Below are 19,863 nucleotides of genomic sequence, written 5' to 3'. Positions count from 1 at the left end.
CCTGACGGAGGGGTGTCCCGCTCTCGATGGAATTACACCCCTGCACCATGCTGCGCTTGGTCCCCATCTCCCTTTAGAGGCGCGCCGCAAGTTCCCCGTACAACTGCCGATAGGCCCCGATGATCGCCGGATGGTCGTAATCGCGCACCACGCGCTCGCGCATCGTCTCGCCCATCCGGGTGCGCAGGTCGGGATCGTCCATGATCCGGCGGATCGCCTGCGCGGTGGCGGCGGGGTTGACCAGCGGGGTGACGATGCCGCCATGGCCGCTATCGGCACCGCCGCGCCCCTCGATCATCTCGCGACAGCTGCCGACATCGGGCGCGACGACCGGGATGCCGCACGCGCCCCCCTCCAGGATGACCAGCGGCTGCGCCTCGGACAGGCTGGTCAGGACCAGCAGGTCGATCCGCATCATCCAGTCCTCGATACGGACCCGCCCCTCGAAGCTCAACGCCTCGCCCAGCCCCAATTCGGCGACCAGCGCGGTGCATTCGGCGGCATATTCGGGGTCCTCGTCCTCCGGGCCCAGCACGACGAAGCGGATGTCGGGGCGCGCGGCATGGACGATGGCGGCGGCGCGGATATAGGTCTTCACGTCCTTGATCGGCACCACCCGGCCGAGCAGCGCGACGACGGGCCGGGCGGGATCTCGCCGGTCGGGCAGATGCGCGAAGCGTCGCACGTCGACGCCGTTGGGGATCGCCCGCACCCGCTCCGCCGCCGCTCCCAGCCGCCGCTGTACCGCGTTATTCTCGCCATAGAGCGCCACGATCGGGTCGCAGGCGGCGTAGCAAGCCTCGGCATAGCTGGTGAAGGCGCGCACCCACAGGTCGCGCAGGTCACGCACGCTGCGCTCCAGCTCCAGCCCAGTGTCGATCTGGTCGCCGATCCACTCGGCCATCATCACCTCGATCTGCCGTTCGAGCAGATAGATGCCATGTTCGGTGATAAAGGCGGGCCGCCCCGTCGCCTGCGCCGCACGCGCCGCCAGCAGGCCCGCAAAGCCGGTCGAGATGGTGTGATAGACCCGCGCGCGCGGCAAGGGCGCGATCAGCACCGCGAGCAGCCCGCCGAGCAACGTGCGCATCGCCCAGAAATAATGGTGGAAGGACGCGCGCGGCAGGATCGCGCGGTAATGGCGCTGCAACCGCTGGAAGGTCGCGGGATGCGCCAATATGTCGCCGGGCTCGGGCATCGGGTCCAGCCCGGCGAACAGGTCGAGCAGGGTCGCGATCGCCGCCCGCTCGCCGGTCGCGACAAAGGCCATCAGCGCCTCGGCGATCCGGGTCGCGACCCGGTTGGGAATGGCGCGCGGCGCGGCGGCGGCGGGGGCGAGGCCGATCTCGCGGACCATCGCGACATTGGGCGGCGGGGCGATCCGGAACGGCAGCGCGGCGGGCCCCGCCTTGATCGCGACGACGGCGAAGCGGATCTCGGGCAAATGGGCGATCAGGTCCTGAAGCCAGCCCGACACGCCGCCGATGACGTAAGGGTAGGCGCCCTCGACGATCAGGCAGACATCGGCGTCTAGGTCGTCAGCCTCGCCCATGCGGGTCATCGCGCCGCCTCCATCCGCCACCACAGGGCATCGTCGTCCGATTCGCATGCCAGCGCGTGAAGCCGGTCGATCGCAGCATAATCCTGAGCCGCCCACGCCGCCTCGATCGCCAGCGCGTCAGCCTCCGCACCCAGGCCATGGGCGCGGAGCAGCGTGGCCGCATCCTCGCACAGATGCTGGCGCTGGGTATCCGACAACAGGCGGTTGGCGCGGCCATGCTCGGCCAGCAACCGGGCGAGCGTCACCGCTGCCTGGCTATCGCCACTCGCCACCCGCGCCTCCAGCACGGCGCGCTGCTCGATCAGATTCTGGACGATCCGGGCCGAGGCGGCGGCGGCGAGCGCGCGGATGGTCTGGTCGGGATCGTTAAGCATCTGCGCGACCAGCGGCGACAGACCCGGCTCGAAGGCACGGACCACCGTCTCCAGCGCGCGGCGACGTGCGGCGACCGGACCATGGCGCAGGACGCCGTGCAGCGAATCGAGCCGTTCGGGGGCGGGATGATAGACCCGCCCGTCGAGCAGCCGCGCCATCTCCAGCGCCGCGCCGCGCCGCCGCGCGGGCACCGCACGCGCGCCGAACATGCGGTCGAGCCGGTCATGCCACGCGCTGCCCGTCGCCCATCGCTCGCCCATCCGGCCCAGCCCCTGCCCCAGCATCAGCCCGACCGGCCCGCCCAGCCCCAAGATCGCCGCCGCATAGCCGCCATGCGGATCGGACCGAAGCCAGACGGCATAGGTGACCAGGCTCAGCGCGGCATGCCCGAGCAGCGCGACCGCCACCGCCGCCCCGCCCGCCGGGACGAAGGCCATGACGAGGACGACCCACGCCAGATCCAGAATGGCGAGCGCGGCGTAACGCCGGGTCACGCCGATCCGTCCATCAGCGGGGCCAGCCAGCTGCCGATCTCGGTCAGTTCGGCCATGCGATGCGCGTTGAACGCCTCGATCGGGATGGTGTGGAACAGCAGCACGCCGATGGCGCCGCGTTCGCCCGCCAACGGCACCGCCGCAACGCCCAGCCCGGCCAGCCGGGTGCGATCGGCGCGGCGCGCGACATGGCGGATGCGGTCCTCCCCGGCCAGCGCCTCCACCATGGCGGGGGACAGGCTGTCGGGGCGGCCCGGGCTGTGCCCCTGCACCGCCGCGCCGCGCAGCCAGACCAGCGCCCCGTCGCCGACGATCCGATAGACGGTGAAATCCTCGCTGCGCGCCGCCAGCGCGATCAGCTGCGCGATCGCCGCGCACCGCTCCGCCACATCCTTCGCCGCCAGCCGGGTGGCGACCGCGACGACATGGCCCATGGTGCGCGGGTCGGAGGCGACCCGGCGTTGCAGCGCGCGATTGGTGCGCGTCAGCCGCTCATGCGCGTCGGTCAGCCGCCCGATATCGCGCGTCGCCTGCGCCGCGCGCCGCTCCGCCCGGCTATAACGTCGCTTGCGGACCAGCGTCGCCTCGCCCACCGCGACCGCGACGATCCCCCAGAGCAGGGGCGGCAGCGACAGGTGCAGCAGCATGTCGAGATAGTCGCGCTCGGTCCCGTCGCCATGCGCCGCAACCAGCCAGAACGCCGAGGCCGTCGCCGCCGCGACGACCCCCGCCCCGGTGCCATAGACCAGCGCCATGACCAGCACCGGGATCCAATAAGGGCTGGGCCGCACATCGGCAAAGCCCGTCCCCCCGGTCAGCAGATGGTCGAGCAGCGCGAGCGCGCCGAACGCCAGTGCGATCTCGCCCAGGATGCGCAGCCCCCGTCGCCAGCCGGGTCGGCGGACAGGATCGCGCGCCTCTTCGGTCGCCGCCGCGCTCACCGGGGCCGTCCCAGGCTGCGCGTCAGGACGGCGCGGCCGAACAGCTGCTGCCCCGAAAAGCCCGGTCGGCTGATCGAGGTCAGCCCGCCCGAGGCCTCGACGCGCCAGACCAGCCCGATCGGCGCGGCAAGCGCCAGGCTGGCATTGGGGCCATCGCCGCCGAAGCGGTCGACCGTCCAGCCCGCCAGCCCGGTCAGTTGCACCGCGCCCAGCGCCTCGCCCAGCATCGCCTGCACCGTGTGATTCTCGCGATCCGCCAGCGGGATCGCCATCGCACCGTCCGCGTCCAGCAGCGCGCGGCGGACATATTCGGCCTCCACCCGGTAGCTGAGGCCGAGCAGCGGATAGCGGCGGCGGATCAGATATTCGAGCCCGGCGGCTAGCGTCACCGTGTCGCTCGACGCCCGTTCACCGGCCAGGCCGTAGCGGTTGAGCCCCACCTCACCCTGCGCGACCAGTCCCGAGCTTAGGCGATAGGTCGCGCCCAGCGCCGCGCGCGAGAGATAGCCGCCCGCGAGCACCTGCGCGGGGGTGGCATAGTCGGGCATGTGGCGGGTCAGGGTCAGCCGCCATTGCGCCTCGGCCGGGCCATAGGTGATCCGCGCGCCGCCGCCGGTCACGCCGTCGTCGAGCGCGGCGGAGGCCAGAAGCTGCAACCGCGCCGCATCGCCCAGCGCGACCGCCAGGCTGGCATCCGCCACCGTCGCCGCCCGGTCCCGCCGCCCCTCGGGCGTATCGACCCGGCTTTGCAGGTGCCGCAGGCCGCCGCCCATCGCGACCGCATCGGTGACGGGGACATCGGCGCGCAGGCTGGCCTCGACCTGTCCCAGATCGCCGCCCTCGCGCGCGACCATCCCCATGGCGGCGGTGCCGCCCCCCGCCGCGATGGTCCGCCGTGCGCTCCTGTCGTCGGCACCCAGGGCGCGATAGCCGCGCGCCGCGCCGGCCGCGTCGCCATCGATCGCGCGCGCATCGGCCAACAGGCGCGCGGCGCGGGTATCGCCGGGATCGCGAGCGAGCAGCGCCCGGGCCTGACGCCGCCCGCGCCCCGGATAGCCCGCCGCCAGATCGGCCTCGATCGCGGCATGAGCCAGCTCGCGCGCCGGGTCGGTGGGCGCGGCCTGGGCGTCGTCGGTGTCGGCGGCGACCAGCGCGAAGCCGACGATCAGCGCCGGGCCGACGACCCGCGCATCCATCCGCCATCCCGCCGCCGGGCGCAGCACCAGCGTGACGTCGTTCCAGCGCAGATCGCCGATCATCTCGCCCGCCGCCTCGCGAAAGTCCCGGATCGCCTGTTCGCTCGGTGGGCGGTCATAGCGGACGACCAGTTCGCCCCCGCTCCGCTCCAGCGACAGCGCGACCCCGGCGGGCCAGACCAGATGCGGTTCGCCCGGCGCGACGATGCGGCGATCGACAAAGACCGTGTCGGGCACCACCAGCTGGGGCACGGGCGCGCCGCCGTTCGCCGCGAGGTCGTCCAGGGTCACGGCGTCAGCACCGCCCGCGCGCGCCCCGGCTGGCCCGAGGCGATCAGCAGCCGCGCCTGAAGCGCCGCCAGTTCGGTGTCGCGCGGCGCGGCGCGGCGCAGGTCCGTCACCAGCGCCAGCGCCTCGCCACGACGGCCCAGCCGGTCGAGCAGTTCGGCCCGCACCCGCCCGGCCGGGGCCTGCGCCAGCGCCCGTTCCAGCCAGGGCCGCGCCGCCGCCGCGCCGCCCAGCCGGGCTTGCGCGTCCGCCATCAGGCGCAGGGCCGAGAGATCGCCCGGCGTCTCGGCCAGATGGTCGCGCAGCAGGTCGCGGGTGCGCGCCGCATCCCCCGCATTCCACGCCGCCCAGGCCAGATCGAGCCGGTCGCGCGGCCCCGCCATCCCGGCCGCGACCCGCCGCTCGGCAAGCGCCCGTGCCTGGGTCGGCTCCAGCCCCCCGGCCCATGCCGAAACCCGCCGCAGCGTGGCCGGGTCGAGCGGCCGTCCGTCGAGCAGCGTCGCCATCGCCGCGCGCGCCGCGCCACGCTCCCCCGCCGCCTGCGCCAGACCCAGCCGCAGCAGCGCGATATCGGTCCGCCCCGCCAGCGGATGCCGCTGGACAAAGGCCAGCGCGGCGGCGGGCGAGTCGCGCTCGGCATAGGCGGCCAGCCAACGGCCTTGCTCGTCGGCCGGGCCGGACTGCGCCTGTTGGCGCAACCACTCGCGATCCGCCGGGGCGGGGCGCGGCCCCATGAGATAGAGCAGCCGCTGCCCCTCGGGCGAGACAGGCGATTGTCCGGCGACGGCGCGGCGCAGCAGCGCGATCGCATCGTCGCGCGCGCCCAGCGCCAGCAACCGCTCGGCCAGGTCGGGCAGGGCGGCACCGGGCTGCGCCGCCCGCGCCAGCAGCATCCGGCGCAGCCCCGCCCGGTCGCCGGTGCGGGTCAGCCAGTCGGCATGCGCCCGTTCCCGCTCGGCGGCAGGCAGGGCCGCGATGGCACGCTCGGCGGCGGCGCGGTCGCCGATGCGCTGGGCGACCCGCAGCGCCAGCCAGGGATCGGCCGCGCGCCAGTCGGCCGCCCCCGCCTGGTCGAGTTGCGCGATCCACTCGCCATGCCCCTGCGCCTCGGCGCGCTGGGCGAGATCATGCGCCAGCCGGACATCGGGCGGCGGGATCGCGCCCGAACGGACGGCGGCGACCAGCAGGTCGGGACGGTCGAGCGCATAGCCCGCCGCGACGATCGCGGGCGGCGCGACCCCGATGGGCCTGCGCACCGCCTCCGCCAGCAGCGCCTCCGCCTCGGCGCGGCGGCCGAGCTGGCGCAGCGTCTCGACCCGGAAGGCCCAGGTCCCGGGCGTCGCGCCATCGGGGCGCGCCGCCAGATAGGCGATGGCGACCGCCGGACGCCCGGCGGCGACCAGGTCATAGGCGACCTGCAGGCTGCTCGTCGCCACGCCCGTATCGATCAACGTCCGGGTCAGCCGCGCGAGCGTCGGGGCATCGGCGGTCGGCAGCATGGCGGCCAGTTCGGGATGGGGCAGCGCCGAGGGCGGCGCGGGTGCGGGGGGCGGCGCGGGCGATGCGACCGGCGGGGGCGGCGGTGCGGCGCGGCGTGCGGTCTGCTCCACCTCGCGCGCGCTGGGCATCAGGAAAAGGCCGAGCGCCAGGACCGACACACCTGCCCCGACGGGCAGCGCGACCGCCATCCAGCGCTGCGACGACTGGCGCCTCATCCCGCCGGCTCCGCCACCAGATGGTCGAGCGCCAGCGTCGCGACATAGGGGCTGAAGCCCGCCGCCCGCTCACGCGCATAGAGCGCCGCGACGGTGCGCCTGTCCGCCGGGTCCCAATAGTCCAGCGTGGTCAGCACCAGGTCGGGATGGCGCGCCTTGGCGGCGCGCAGCCGCGCGGCCTGCCAGGCCCAGTCGCTGTCGGACAGCATCTCGTACCGCTTGTCCGCGAAGCTCCAGCGCGAGGCCATGGATTCGCCCAGCAGATAGTCGATATGCGGCGCGACCTCTGGCAAGGCGGCATAGCCCCGGTTCAGCATCAGCCGGATCTCCGGAAAGCGCGCGCGCAGCGCCGCGACCAGCGCCGCGCCCGCCGCCACCATGCCCTTGCCGCCTATCGGGTCCGCCCGTTCCATCGCCTCGGCATTGTCGAGCGTATCCATGAAGATTCCGTCATAGCCGCGCGCCAGAATCGCCGGGACGACGGTATCGAGCAGCGTGGCCCGCCAGGCGGGATGGCGCAGATCGGCATGCCGCGCCTCCGGCCAATGCGGGTTGGGCGCGCGCAACGCTCCGGCACGGTCGAGCGCGGCGAAATAGGGGCGTGCCTTCTGCACCTCGCCCAGACTGACATAGCCGAGCAACAGGCCGACGGGACCGCGCAGCCGGTCGATCGCGCGGGGGTGATCCGGCTCGAGCACCAGCAGGTCGAGCTGCCGGGCCAGCACCGGATCGGTCGCGGGCCCGTAATCGACGCCCCAGCGCCAGGGCGCGCCGCCATCGCCCCGACCGGCCTGCCGCCCGGCGACCGTCAGCCCCAGCGCGCCCGCCCCCAGCACGAGCATCGCGCGTCGACCCACCATCGCCGCCATTCCGTTCATCACGCCCACCGTCCCTCGCACCCGACCACGGCGGGGTTGTTACCGACGAACAGCAGATACACCAGGCGGATCGTGGCATCGGCGACCAGCGCGATCCCGACCGACGCCGCGACGATCGCCCCGGCCATATAGCCCCAGCCGAAAGCGGCATAGCCCGCATCCCAATGCAGCCAGACGGCCAGCGCGCTCGCCAGCGCGAAGCTGGTCCAGATCAGCACCACCCGCGCGAACAGGTCGTAATAGGACAGGACGATGGTCGCGCCGATCGCGACCAGATGGAACACCGCCCCCGCCGCGCTGTGGCGAAAGGCGAAGATGCCGCGCGGGTCCGCGCCGATTAGCTCGAACAGCGGCACCGCCAGCACCCAGGCCAGCGCGGCGACCAGCGCCTGGATCAGCACCAGCAGGCGCAGGCCATCGAACAGCGTCTCGATCAGCTCGGCCCGCGCCTCCTCGATCCGCGCCAGCGTCGAGGTGCCGGTGCAGCGCGCCATCAGATTGCCGAACGCCTGGTCGAACCGCGTCTCGCTGACGATCAGCAACAGGGTCAGGCCGGGCACCAGCGTCAGCAGGCCCAGGAAGCTGCCCGCATCGTTGATCGGGTTCAGCCGCAACCGCCCCAGCATCGCGACGCTGGCCGGTCCGCCCCAGAGCAGCCATTTGTCGATCCACAGCGCCACCGCCCCCGCCAGCCCCGCCGCCGCCACGATCAGCGCCAGCCGCCACGCGATCAGCCCGCGCGAGGGCATGACCGGCGGCGCGGTGAAATAGCGACGAAGCAGCAGCATAATCGCGCCCAGCGTCACCCCCGTGCCCCCGGTAACTCCGGCCAGCACGATCGTCCCGTTCGGCGCGGGCCAGGCGGCCAGCAGGAGCGCGACGACGCCGATCCCGATCAGATAGGCGACCGGCACCGCGCGATAATGGCGCAGCGCGGTCAGCATCGGCGCGGCGATCCAGATCTGGGTCAGCCAGGCAAGCAACAGGCTGGCCAGCGCCGCCTGCCCGAGCGGCAGCCCGGCCAGCCCGCCAAAGACCACCGCGCCCATGACCATCGCCGCCCCGCCCCCGGCGGCCAGCGCGACCAGCAGGATGCCCGGCACGCCCCCGGCATCGCGCGCGAACAGCCGGTCGGCGACCAGCCGCGTCGCCAGGATCGCGATCGGCCCGGCGGTCAGCGCCGACAGGCTGAAGCCATAGATCAGGACGGTGCGCACCATGCGCGCATCGGCCGCCCCGATCGCCTGCGGCGCCCAATGCTGGAGCAGCGCCACCGCGATCGCGGTGATCAGCCATGGCCCCGCGCTGATGACGGCACCGTGAAGCGCGGCGCCGGCGATACCGCCGACCCCGCCCTCGCGTGCCATCCTGGCCAGTTGGAAACCTATGCCCGCCATGATGGCGGCTTTAGTCTTCAATTATAAATAAAAGTCGTTCGCGGTCAGGCTGTGATGGCCGAGCAGCGCGATCGAGAAATCGGCCAGCGCGAGCGCGTCGGTATTGCCCTCGACGATGGTATATTCCTTGCCGTCGATCATCTGGTAGCTGAAGCGAAGCTGGGCCGCGCCGGTGAACCTGGCCCCCGGCGTGGTCAGCAGGGTGAAGGCCTGATCCCCCCTGGCGAACAGCGAGATGTTGGCATCGATCGCCGACAGGTCGATCTTGTCCTCGCCCGAACGGAAATCGGTGATGACGTCGCGCTGTGACAAGGCCAGACTGTCCAACGTGGATTCGAAGCGGAACACGTCCTTGCCCGCGCCGCCGGTCAGGACGTCCTTGCCCCAGCCGCCGATCAGCAGGTCGTCGCCGTCGCCGCCATTGAGCCTGTCATTGCCCAGCCCGCCGACCAGCTTGTCGTTCCCGCCCAGCCCGTTGAGCACGTCATTGCCCCAGCCGCCGTCCAGCACGTCCTGTTCGCCCGTGCCGTTGATCGTGTCGTTGAAGATCGTGCCCGTCTTGGTGATGCCCACCACGTCGGTAACGCCGACCGACAGCGTCTGGGTGTCGACCGCGCCCTTCGAATCGATCGCCAGCACGGTGACGTCATAGACATTGTCGTGGTTCGCGTCGGTCGGATTCTCATAATCCGGCGCGTTCACGAACTTCAGCACGCCGGTCGTCGCGTCGATGGTGAAGGCCGCGCCGTCGCCGCCCTGCGCGATGGCATAATGCACGCTGTCGCCCAGCGGGATGTCGGCATCGGTCGCGGTGATCGTCGCAACCGCGGTGCCGTTCTCGGCGATCGACAGCCTGGCCGTATCGGCGCTGCCGAACGCGGTGATGGTCGGGCCGCTATTGGCGACATGGCCGATCGTCACGTCGTGCTGGCCGATCGACCCGATGTCGAGCGTCAGGATCTCGCCGACCAGGCTGGTCACGGTCGCGCCCTTGACCGTGGTCCAGTCGGTGCCCGGCGCCTTCAGGTCGATCACGACCTTGCCCTCGCCCTCGACCGAGAAGCTCAGGTCGCGGCCGTCGCCGCTCAGCGAGATCAGCGAGGCGCGCATCGGCAGGTCGGTGATGTGGGTCACATCGTCCGCCGCCTGGCCCATGGTGATGGTATAGGTGCCGCCCGACTTGGGCAGGAACACCTTGTTCGCGTCATAGGCGTACCAGCCTGCCACGCCCTTGATGACCTGCCCCGCCTTCTGCCCGTCGACGTCGAGCGCGAAGGTGCCCAGCCCCTCGGTCGAGGACACGGTGGCGGTGATCGTGTCGCCCGACACGCTGGTCGTGATCGACGCCTTGTGGAAGGCCGAGATGCGGCTCGCCAGATCGGCCAGCGTCACGAACTCGACCCCGGCGGCGGCCGCCTTGGCGACGAAGTTGGTGAACATCGACGTGACATAGGGGCTCGTCTGCGCGGCATCGCCGGTCCACATGGCGGGGCCGTAATCATGCCACGGCCACACGATGACCGGCGCATCGGCATTCGAGGTCAGCGAGGCCAGCTCCCTGGCCCACTCCGCCTCCGCTTCGGCGACCGTCTTCTTCTGGAATTCGATCAGCGAGAAGTCGAACATGGTGTTCGGCGCCAGATAGACCTTGCCGTCCGCCGCATTGCCCGGCGTCTGATAGCCGAAAGCGTTGGGATAGCCCGCGCCAACGCCGGTATAGCCGCCCGACAGATAGGAGACATGCTTCATGATCTCCTGGCTGGTCGCGATCGTCTCGGGCGCGCCGGGCACCGCCGCGCCGCCCAGCGACACCTGACGGCCCAGATAGGCGCTCATCTGCTTTTCCAGCTCGGCGCGCTCGGCCCCGAACTCATAGGCGATCTGCTCAGGCGTCAGGACATTGGTGTCCTCGGGATGGGTATAGCTGTGCAGCCCGATCTCGTTGCCCGCCGCCATCATCCTGGCATAGATCGGCGCGGAGACCGACCAGTCGGTCGAACGCTGCTGCGCCGGGTCGTTGCCGATATTGACGTAATAGCTGCCGACGAAATTATAGAGTGACTTCCACTGGTCGAGGATGGGCAGCAGCTTGGAATAGATGCCGGCCGAGCCGTCCTCGGGCTTCACCTCGTCCGAATATTGGCTCTGGTCCATGTCGACACGGGCCGCGAACAGCCCGGCGTCGCGGGTCATCTGGAGCCCGACCTTCAGCCCGCCGGTGCTGGCCGAGCCGTTCACCGAATAGCTGATCGCCTTTTGCAGCAGATTGTCGTCGGCCATCGCCGCTTCGGTCGAGAAGATGACGTTGCGGCCGCCGGTCTTGGTCGCGATGGCGGCGGCATAGTCCTGGCCGTTCACGGTCTGGGTCGCGATCGTCTCGCCGGTGCCGCTGACGCTGGTGAAGGCGTTCCAGCCGACGCCCTTATAGTCGCGGATCGTCTCGCCGGTGGCATAGCCGTCGAGCACGCTGTGATTGGCGTCCGCCGCCTTGATCGTCACATCGGCGGGCCAGCCGCCGGTCACGCGGGTCGCGTCGAACAGCAGCTTCATCCGCGCATAGCTGTCACCCGCCAGCGCCGTGCCGTCCGCCGCGTTGGTCATGAACTCGCCCGCCGCGATCAGGCCGATGCCGAACTGCTTGGTCGCCTGTTCCAGCGTGTGGGCGATGGCATCCACCTTGTCCGCCTGGACGTTGCGGAAGGACGGGAAGACGATCGAGTCGTACTTGGCCAGCGTCGACAGGTTGGTCAGGTCGTCTTCGGTGATGATGTCGAAGGGGGTGCCCGCCTGCATCGCCTGGCTCTGCGCGGCCATGAACAGCTGCGAATAGGCGGTCTTGCTGAAATAGGCGTTGGCCGTCGTCTCGGACCAGACGATGGCGATGCGGTGCGAGGGGGCGGCGACGATGCCGGTGTCGTTAAAGACGGTGAAGGGCTTGGCGGAATAATTGCCGGGCAGGAAGACCTGGTCGTTCACGTCATAGAGCGTGTCGATCGCCTGCGGATTGCCGATCGCGGCCTTGGGCACGCGGAACTCGACCGTCTTGCGGTCCGCCGACCATGCCGCCTGCAACCCCGCCATCACCAGCGTCTCGCCCGCGCCGCCCTGATAGAGCGAGACGGTGCCGTCGGCGTTGAAGTTGATATTGTATTCCGCGCCGCCCGCAAAGCCGAACACCTGATATCCGGTCGCGGCGTTGCGGTCGGTGTTCAGCCACGCGGTGGTGTTGGCCCCGATCGCCATCGGCGCGGTCATCGCGAAGACGAAATCGCTGCCGTCGCTCCTGGCATAGATGGAATAGCCCTCGCCCAGCCCGGTATCGATGCGGTCGGCCGCGTTCCAGTCGGACAGGTCGCCATCCACGTTGATCGGTGTCGTCGCCATGATTTCCCCGTTGTCCCCCCGCGGCCCCATGACGCCCCGTCCGGCGGGCATGGTTCACCTGTGTTAGCCCGGCTCGTACGCGCGGAGGACGCGCGGCGATATGACGGAGTCCGCGCCACCTTTGTCCCGCCTGTTCCACAGCGATACGGACGGGACGATCTTGCCAGCACAATTTTGCTCGATAGGGCAAAAGCCCGTCTGGTTTTTGGAAAGACTCGAATGAGCCTGCACCTGCTCCTCGTCGAGGACGATGTCGAATATGCGGACCATCTGGTCCGGGCGCTGCATGCGCTGGATCACCGGGTCGAGCATGTCGGCGACGGACGACAGGCGCTCGCCGCGCTCGACCGCGAACAATATGACGCGGTGATCCTCGACCGGATGATGCCCCGCCTCGACGGGCTGTCGGTGGTGGAGACGATGCGCGCGCGCGGGATCACCGTGCCGGTCATCATGCTGACCGCCTTGTCGATGGCCTCGGACAAGGTCGAGGGGCTGGAGGCCGGGGCGGACGATTATGTCGTCAAGCCGGTCGATGCGCAGGAGTTGAACGCGCGGCTGGGCGCAGTGCTGCGCGGCCGTCGCTGGACCACGAGCGAAAGCGACACGATCCGCGCCGGGGACATCGTGGTCAGCCCGACCAGCTTTCGCGCGTGGCGCGGCGGACAGCCGGTGACGCTGGCCAATCTGGAGCTGAAGCTGCTGGCCGAACTGGCGCGCCATGCGGGCGAGGTACTGACCCGCGCCATGCTGATCGAGCGGGTCTGGGGCTATGATTTCGAGCCGGAGACGAACATCGTCGACGTCTATATCCGCCGCCTGCGCATCAAGCTGACCGAACAGGGCGGCAGCGACCCGATCGAGACGGTGCGCGGGATCGGCTATTCGATGCGGCCATGATCGCGCGCGCGATCCGGCGGCTGTCGCTGCGCGGGCTGACCATCGGCGTCCTGCTGCTGTTCCTGGTGGCGACGCTGGGCACCGGCGTATCGATCTTCGCGGCCAGTCGGGTCGCGGTGGCGGAACTGGTCGACCGCCGGATCGACATCGCGGGCGATCTGGTGCTGGAGCGTGATCCGGGCGAAGGGGTGATCCCCACGCCCATATTGCTGGCGCGCATCGCCGCCCTGTCGCGACAGCGGGATACGGGCGATATCGGCCTGTCGCTGATCGCCCCCGACGGCCATATGCTGGGCGGCAACATCACGCTCAGCCGCGCGCTGCCGATCGGGCGCTCCAACCTGCGCCAGCATGACGGCATCGCCGGGCTGTCGCATGGCCGCGCGCTGGTCCGCGATGCGGGCGAGGGACGCCGCCTGGTCGTGGCGGTCGAGACCGAGCCGTTCGACAGCTATCGCGCGACCCGGACGCGCATCTACCTGGTCGGGTTCGGGTCGATCGTGCTGGTCGTGCTGGGCGGGGGGCTGGCCTTTTCGCTGCTGGTCGGGCGGCGGATCCGCGATCTGCGCCGCACCGTCGATGCGATCATCGCAGGGAATGTCCGCCACCGGGTGCCAGTGACCGGATCGGCGGACGAGTTCGACCGTCAGGCCGACGCCTTCAACCGGATGCTCGACCGGATCAGCGAGTTGATGGAGGGGTTGCGCGGCGTGTCCAACGACATCGCCCATGACCTGCGCACCCCGTTGGCGCGGCTGCGCGCACAACTGGCGGAGATGGTCGAGGACGCCGCCGACCCAGTCCAGGCCGGGCGGGCGACCGCCGCGCTGGCGCAATGCGACGCGCTGCTCGCCATGTTCGCCGCGCTGCTGCGCATCGCCGAGATCGAGGCGGGCCACCGCCAGGCGGGCTTCGCCGCGATCGACCTGGCCGCGCTGGTCGAGGATAGCGCGACGATGATGATCCCGGTCGCCGAGGAAGCCGGGCACAGGCTGACGGTCGAGATCGCCGCGCGCCCGGCGGGGTTCGTCGGCGACCGGCAGCTGCTGATCCAGGCGATGGTCAACCTGATCGGCAATGCGATCAAATATGGCGCCCCCCATGGCACGATCCGCGTCCGGCTGGACCCCGGCCCGGTGCTGCGCATCGCCGATGACGGCCCCGGCATCCGCCCCGAGGACCGGGCGCTGGCGCTGCGGCGCTTCGGGCGGCTGGACGGTTCGCGGGCGCAGGCGGGGCACGGACTGGGGCTGCCGCTGGTCGATGCCATCGCGCGGCTGCATCGCGGGCGGCTGGAACTGGGCGATGCGGAGCCTGGGCTGGTCGTGTCGATGTGGTTGCCCATCGCCTGAGATTGCGCCTGGAAACTCGTGGGCCGGCGCCGCTAGGGCGGATCGGCATTCACGATGGCTTCTTCTTTCCCTCTCCCCTGGACAGGGGAGAGGGTTAGCGAAGCTTGCCAGCCTGCTGGCTAGCGCAGCTTGGGTGAGGGGTCGAGCGAGCTCAAAGGCTCGCGCGCTCGCTTGGCGAGCGCCCACCCCTCACCCAGCTCCGACTAAGCCTTTGCTACGCAAAGGCCAAGTCTGCACAACCCTCTCCCCTCTGCGAGGGGCGAGGGACGGAAAGGTGTCGCTGAATGTCGATCGGCCTTGCCGTACTTCCAAAAAAAGGGCCGCCCCGAAGGACGGCCCCATAGTCGAGGGTAAGGGTATCGAACGGATCAGAAGCGGACCGTGCCCTCCAGGCCGATGGTGCGCGGCGGGTTGAAGTTCGCATAATCGCCCAGCGTCGCCGCATTCGCGGCCGAACGGCGGTAGATATAGGTGTTGTTGAGGAGGTTGCGGCTCCACAGCGACACGGTCATCTTGGTGCCGTTCTCGGTCAGCGGCAGATCGGCCAGCGCGATGCGGCCGTTCATCACGAAGCTCTTGTCGGTGCGCGTCGTCTCGTTCTGGAAGCTGTAGACCGGGTCGGCATAGTTGCCGTCCAGGTGGAAGCGGATCTTGGCCTCCGAACCCGCCAGCGGCACCTCGTAATCGACATAGGCCGAGGCGGCGTTGCGCGGCGTGAACACCACGAAGACCTGGGTCAGCGCGTTGTTCAGGAACGGGTTCGGCGTCGCCGGTACGTTGGTGTAGGTGTATGCATAGGACGCACCGACCGTCATGCCCTCGACCGGGTTGGTGGTCACGTCCGCCTCGAACCCGCGAATCTTGGACTTGCCCGGCGCGTTGCGGGTCTCCTCGGTGTGCAGGTTGTAGGTCGGGCTCGACGGGTTGGTGTCGACATTGTCGAAGTCGATCTGCGTGCCCGTGCGGTCCATGATGTAACCGGCCAGGTTCAGGCGGACGCGGTGCTGGAACAGGTCCATCTTCGACCCGATCTCATAGGACTTCACGGCTTCGGGACCGAAGGCGGTGAAGGTCTGCGACCGCGCGTTCGCGCCGCCCGCGCGGTAGCCGGTCGAGTATTTGGCATAGAGATGGATCGTGTCGCTGGCGTCGAACGCCGCCGTCACCATCGGATCGAACCGGTTGTTGTCGAAGGTGAAGGGGAAGTTGGTCGACTTGCCCTGCACCAGATACAGCGTGCCGTTGCGCTTGTCGTGGGTGTAGCGACCGCCGACGGTCAGGTGGAACGCATCGAAGCCCGCCGGGGTATAGGTGCCCTGCGCGAAGGCGGCATAGCTATAGGCGCGCGCGAAGCTGCCGCGCTGGAGGAAGAACGAACCCGGCGCCCAGCCCTGGTTGCCCGAGGTGATGGTGCCCAGCGCGGTCTGCGACAGGATGGTGTAGCCCGAGCCGTCGGCATTCCACTGGTTGGTCGACGGGGTCGCGGCGACTTCACGCGCATTCTCGGTGAAGTAATAGAGGCCCGCGACGTAATCGAACTGCGGCAGGCTGCCCACCGCCTGGAATTCCTGGCTGAACTGGTGCTGCTGCATGAACGACAGGCTGTAGCGGCTGAACTTGCCGTTCGGCAGGAAGACGGTGCGGTGCGCGCCGCCCGAATTGTCCCACTGGTCGGTGTCGACGCCGCGCCATGCGGTGATCGAGCGCAGCTCCAGCCCCGGCATGACGTCATAGTTCAGCTTGGCCGAGAAGCCGTGCGTGCGGTCGGTGCTCAGCGCCTGCGGCACGCCGATATCGGCGGCCTTCATGCGGTTGTCGCCCGACACGACGACCAGCGGCGACAGCGGCGCGATGGTGCCCGAGGGCAGCTTGCCGCCATTGGCGTTGATCTGCGCGATCGTCGCGACCGGCAGGCCCTTGGGGTTGTAGTTGACCAGCTGGCTGTAGAAGGGCGTGTTCTGGTCCTTGGCCTGGTCGTAGGACAGCTCGACCGAGAAGCCGTCGACCGGCTTCCACAGCGCGGCGGCATGGCCACCGACGCGGTTGAAATAGCCCCAGCCGGCGGCGCCGGGCAGCGGGTTGGTCACGAACGCGTTCTGGTGCTGGAGCACGCCGTCCAGCTTGATCGAGATGTTGTGCCACTCGGGCAGGTTCAGGTGCACCGCGCTGTTATAGGCGCCGTAATTGCCGATGCCGGCGGTCACCGCGCCGCCGAACTTGCCGGTCGGCTTGGCGGTGACGATCGACAGCGCGCCGCCCTCGGTGTTGCGGCCGAACAGCGTGCCCTGCGGCCCGCGCAGCACCTCGACGCGCTCGATGTCGAACAGCGCGGCGTTCAGGCCCTGCGAACGGCCCAGATACACGCCGTCGATATAGACGCCGACGCCAGTGTCGCGCGCGGTCTGGTTCTGGTCGAAGGGCACGATGCCACGGATGCCGACGGTCAGCGCCGACTGGCGCGCCTCGAAGGTGGCGACGCGGAGCGACGGCACGGTACCGTCGGCCAGGTCGAGCAGGCTCTGGACGTGACGGTCCTTCAGCACGGTCGGGTCGAGGACCGAGATGGCGATCGGCGTCTTCTGGAGGCTGGTCTCGCGCTTGGTGGCGGTGACCACGATCTCCTTCAGCTGGCCCGGCTCGTCCGCCGGATCGGCCGCCGCCACGGGGGCGGGATCGGCGGGCTTGGTGTCGGCGGCAAAGGCGGGTGCGGCCGCCATCGCCAGAAACGCGGTGCCGCCCAGCAGCGTCGCGCGAATGAAATCGGTCTTCATGCTATCTTATCCCTATCCCCCGACCGACCTTCCGGTCGTCGCTGGCCGCGCGGATAGGGATGCTCCGCGAAGCTGGTGTTACCTTTTCATGACCAGCCCATACTTCCTCAATTCATTTTCGTTTCATCTGGACCGGGCCGTGGCGGGGCGGGCGGGGCCGCCGTTCCGCCATGGCGGACCAGTTCCATCTTCTGCGGCAGGGTGCCGATCTCGATCCCCCGAGCCCGGAGCGCCGCCAGCAGCGCGAACAGGACCGCGCTACGCGTGCCATAGGCCGCACGCGGGCTGTCGACATGGGCGAAGCAGTTGAAATGGATGCGCCCATCGACGATCGAATCGATAAAGGCCTTGGGCGCCGGGTCGGCCAGCACCGCCGCCTCTGTCGCGAAACAGTCGAGCACGATCGCGCGGACCGCGTCCGCATCCTCCTCGATCGGGACCGAGAACTGGATCTGGATCCGCCCCAGCGGCCCGGCCAGCGTCTTGTTGAGCACCGACTTGGTGATCAGCTCGGAATTGGGGACGATCAGGGTGGAATGGTCGGCCAGCTCGATCTCGGTCGACCGCACGCTGATCCGCTTGACGTCGCCCTCGTCGGTGCCGACGCGGATCAGGTCGCCGATCTTGATCGGCCGCTCGGCGAGGAGGATCAGGCCCGAGACGAAATTCTGGGTGATCGCCTGAAGGCCGAAACCGATGCCGACCGACAATGCCGACAGGAGCAGCGCGATCCGCTCCACCCCGATGCCCAGCGACGCCAGCGCCCAGATCACCGCCAGCGCGATGCCTATATAGCGCGCGACCAGGCTGACCGAATTGCGCCCCGATCCGTCGAGGTCGGTCGCGGGGAGATAACGATGCTCCAGCCAGCGCATGAAGACGCGCACCAGCCCCAGCCCGATGAACAGCACCGCCAGCCCGCGCAGGATCGCCCCCGGCGAGATCCAGACATTGCCGACCTTGATCCCGTCGGTGAACAGCGCCAGCTGGTCGAAGATCGCCCCCGGATCGCCGCTCGCCCCGAACGGCCGCAGCAGCACGCCCAGCGCGACCAGCACCAGCACCAGCCGCAGGATTCCCGACAGGGCCAGGCCGAACTGGTCGACCATGCTGCCGCGCACGCCCAGCGCGCGGGTCAGGGTGACGCCGACCTTGCTGTCGCGCACGAACACGCTGGTGGCGATGTCGTCGGCGGCGACCAGCATCAGGTACAAGGCCGAGCCGAGCAGCACGGTCCAGCCGATCATCACCGCGACGAACCAGCTGAACCAGATATAGCCGATGGCCAGCGCCAGCCCGGCGACCGCCACCGCGATCCAGGCGAGCAGCGTGACGACGCTCAACCCCGCGCTGACCCCGGCGCTGGTGCTGTCCTCGCGTTCGGCACGCGCGGCGCGCAGCCGTCCCAGCACCACCAGCGTCGCCGCGATCAGCATCAGGTGGAGCAGCGCCTCGACCGCCTGGGTCGCGATCACCGCGCTGCGGCTGCTGCCGATCGCGCCCTCGAACGACGCGACCATCGCGGTGGTGAAGGTCATCAGCGTCAGCAACCAGGACAGCGGACGCAGGCGGGTGGCGGTCTCGTCGTCGATCGGCGCGATCCGCCAGGACGGCTGGCTGCGCATCAGGATCGCCCCCGTCACCGCCGCGGTGAACCCCGCCACGCCCGAGGCGAAGACGAACCCGTCGAGCAGCCCGGTCCAGCGTTCCGGCAACAGCCCCGACCAGCGCAGCCCCTGCACGAACACGAACGCCGCCATCAGCGGGCACAGCGTCCCCACCGCGACCCGCCAGAAGGTGTTGGCCGAACGCCGCACCCGGCTGGGCGGGGCCTCCGCGATCAGCCGCCGCTGCGCCAGCCGGTGCGCGCCCAGCCGGACGGGGCCGAGCAGGATGACGGCAAGCGCGAAGCCCAGCATCGCATGCCAGGGGATGCCGCCGCGCCACTGGCGCGCAATCTGTTCATGCCCTTGTTGCAGGAACAGCGCGACCCGGCGCAGGTCGCGCGGCGTCTGGTCCAGCACGACCTTCCAGAAGCTGGGGCTGAGCGGCGACGGCACCTTGGAGGACAGTTTCTGGCTGAACTGTTCAGCCTTGCTGCGGTCGATCTCGTCGATCAGCTGCCCCGCCTCGACCCCGGCCAGCCGTCCGCGCTTGATCGCGGCATCCAGGGTCGAGCGTAGCGCGTTCAGGCTCTTGCGCTGCGCGCGCAGCTCGGGCGCCTCGACCTCGCCCGGCGTCACCGCGCCCAGCCCGGTGATCCGGGCATTGACCAGCGCCAGCTGCTCGGTCAGCGCGTTCACCGCCTGGGTCGTCGCGTCCTGCGCGCCCTGCGCCTTGTCGCGCAGGTCCTGGCGGGCGTCGTCGTCGAGCTGCGTGTCGAGCCCCTGGTCGACCGCGCGAACATCCTGTTCGGCCTGGACGATGCGCGCCGTCGCCACCGTCATCGGGTCGCCCTGCGCGGCGACCGGCGCCGCCAGCGCCGGCATGGCGATCATCGTCAGCATCGCCGCGAGGATCGCGACGGGCCGGATGACGAGGCGAAGGGACAGCATCGGACGGGACATGGACAGGGCCAGCAGTTGCAGACGCGCCGGGTCATAGCTCCCCC

Annotated in this window: 12 protein-coding genes; 2 read left to right on the top strand and 10 right to left on the bottom strand. The window is 70.1% G+C overall.

All coding sequences use genetic code 11. The annotated features are described in order from the left end of the window. Positions 1 to 73 precede the first annotated feature (73 nt). Genes pelF through QE360_RS08100 form a run of 8 tightly spaced genes read right to left on the bottom strand, consistent with a single transcriptional unit; the run spans position 74 to position 12,229 of the window. A complete protein-coding gene (pelF, locus tag QE360_RS08135) occupies positions 74 to 1,561 on the bottom strand; it encodes a GT4 family glycosyltransferase PelF (protein ID WP_309700665.1) in 1,488 nt (495 codons plus the stop codon). Further along, complete coding sequence (locus tag QE360_RS08130; protein ID WP_309700663.1) at positions 1,558 to 2,430, bottom strand: hypothetical protein; 873 nt, start codon at positions 2,428 to 2,430, stop codon at positions 1,558 to 1,560. Before QE360_RS08130 ends, pelF begins: the two co-directional genes overlap by 4 nt. Beyond that, the gene (locus QE360_RS08125; protein WP_309700662.1) at positions 2,427 to 3,371 is read right to left on the bottom strand and encodes a hypothetical protein; all 945 of its coding nucleotides are present in this window, start codon (positions 3,369 to 3,371) and stop codon (positions 2,427 to 2,429) included. Before QE360_RS08125 ends, QE360_RS08130 begins: the two co-directional genes overlap by 4 nt. After that, a complete protein-coding gene (locus QE360_RS08120) occupies positions 3,368 to 4,858 on the bottom strand; it encodes a hypothetical protein (protein WP_309700659.1) in 1,491 nt (496 codons plus the stop codon). Before QE360_RS08120 ends, QE360_RS08125 begins: the two co-directional genes overlap by 4 nt. Next, positions 4,855 to 6,570, bottom strand: coding sequence for a hypothetical protein (locus tag QE360_RS08115; RefSeq protein ID WP_309700657.1), 1,716 nt, complete (start codon positions 6,568 to 6,570; stop codon positions 4,855 to 4,857). The genes QE360_RS08120 and QE360_RS08115 overlap by 4 nt, the downstream gene beginning before the upstream one ends. After that, positions 6,567 to 7,448: an endo alpha-1,4 polygalactosaminidase gene (locus QE360_RS08110; protein ID WP_309704106.1), complete on the bottom strand. Its 882-nt coding sequence runs from the start codon at positions 7,446 to 7,448 to the stop codon at positions 6,567 to 6,569. The genes QE360_RS08115 and QE360_RS08110 overlap by 4 nt, the downstream gene beginning before the upstream one ends. After that, a complete protein-coding gene (pelG, locus tag QE360_RS08105) occupies positions 7,448 to 8,866 on the bottom strand; it encodes an exopolysaccharide Pel transporter PelG (protein WP_309700655.1) in 1,419 nt (472 codons plus the stop codon). The genes QE360_RS08110 and pelG overlap by 1 nt, the downstream gene beginning before the upstream one ends. Continuing rightward, positions 8,867 to 12,229 carry a M10 family metallopeptidase C-terminal domain-containing protein gene (locus tag QE360_RS08100; protein ID WP_309700653.1) on the bottom strand — a complete coding sequence of 1,121 codons (3,363 nt, stop codon included), beginning with the start codon at positions 12,227 to 12,229 and terminating at the stop codon, positions 8,867 to 8,869. 219 nt (positions 12,230 to 12,448) lie between these two features. Between QE360_RS08100 and QE360_RS08095 the strand changes: the two genes are divergently transcribed. Together QE360_RS08095 and QE360_RS08090 are read left to right on the top strand one after the other, a co-directional pair. Next, positions 12,449 to 13,129: a response regulator transcription factor gene (locus tag QE360_RS08095; protein ID WP_307101071.1), complete on the top strand. Its 681-nt coding sequence runs from the start codon at positions 12,449 to 12,451 to the stop codon at positions 13,127 to 13,129. Then, complete coding sequence (locus QE360_RS08090) at positions 13,126 to 14,481, top strand: HAMP domain-containing sensor histidine kinase (RefSeq protein ID WP_309700651.1); 1,356 nt, start codon at positions 13,126 to 13,128, stop codon at positions 14,479 to 14,481. The genes QE360_RS08095 and QE360_RS08090 overlap by 4 nt, the downstream gene beginning before the upstream one ends. A gap of 368 nt (positions 14,482 to 14,849) precedes the next feature. Here the strand turns inward: QE360_RS08090 and QE360_RS08085 are convergent, their stop codons facing one another. Beyond that, complete coding sequence (locus tag QE360_RS08085; RefSeq protein WP_309700649.1) at positions 14,850 to 17,252, bottom strand: TonB-dependent receptor; 2,403 nt, start codon at positions 17,250 to 17,252, stop codon at positions 14,850 to 14,852. Between the two features lie 107 nt (positions 17,253 to 17,359). Beyond that, the gene (locus QE360_RS08080; RefSeq protein ID WP_309700647.1) at positions 17,360 to 19,819 is read right to left on the bottom strand and encodes a DUF3772 domain-containing protein; all 2,460 of its coding nucleotides are present in this window, start codon (positions 19,817 to 19,819) and stop codon (positions 17,360 to 17,362) included. Between the last annotated feature and the right edge of the window lie 44 nt (positions 19,820 to 19,863).

The sequence above is a fragment of the Sphingomonas sp. SORGH_AS_0789 genome (genome assembly GCF_031453055.1).
In the GTDB taxonomy this organism is placed as follows: Bacteria; Pseudomonadota; Alphaproteobacteria; order Sphingomonadales; family Sphingomonadaceae; genus Sphingomonas.
Note: the sequence above shows the minus strand (reverse complement) of the source record. Positions and strands in the feature narration are given on the sequence as shown.

What these genes read in the sequence shown, in the direction of transcription:
- pelF (WP_309700665.1), bottom strand. Translation starts at nt 1,561, where the DNA reads ATGACCCGCATGGGCGAGGCTGACGACCTAGACGCCGATGTCTGCCTG.
- QE360_RS08115 (WP_309700657.1), bottom strand. Translation starts at nt 6,570, where the DNA reads ATGAGGCGCCAGTCGTCGCAGCGCTGGATGGCGGTCGCGCTGCCCGTC.
- QE360_RS08110 (WP_309704106.1), bottom strand. Translation starts at nt 7,448, where the DNA reads ATGAACGGAATGGCGGCGATGGTGGGTCGACGCGCGATGCTCGTGCTG.
- QE360_RS08100 (WP_309700653.1), bottom strand. Translation starts at nt 12,229, where the DNA reads ATGGCGACGACACCGATCAACGTGGATGGCGACCTGTCCGACTGGAAC.
- QE360_RS08095 (WP_307101071.1), top strand. Translation starts at nt 12,449, where the DNA reads ATGAGCCTGCACCTGCTCCTCGTCGAGGACGATGTCGAATATGCGGAC.
- QE360_RS08090 (WP_309700651.1), top strand. Translation starts at nt 13,126, where the DNA reads ATGATCGCGCGCGCGATCCGGCGGCTGTCGCTGCGCGGGCTGACCATC.
- QE360_RS08085 (WP_309700649.1), bottom strand. Translation starts at nt 17,252, where the DNA reads ATGAAGACCGATTTCATTCGCGCGACGCTGCTGGGCGGCACCGCGTTT.
- QE360_RS08080 (WP_309700647.1), bottom strand. Translation starts at nt 19,819, where the DNA reads ATGTCCCGTCCGATGCTGTCCCTTCGCCTCGTCATCCGGCCCGTCGCG.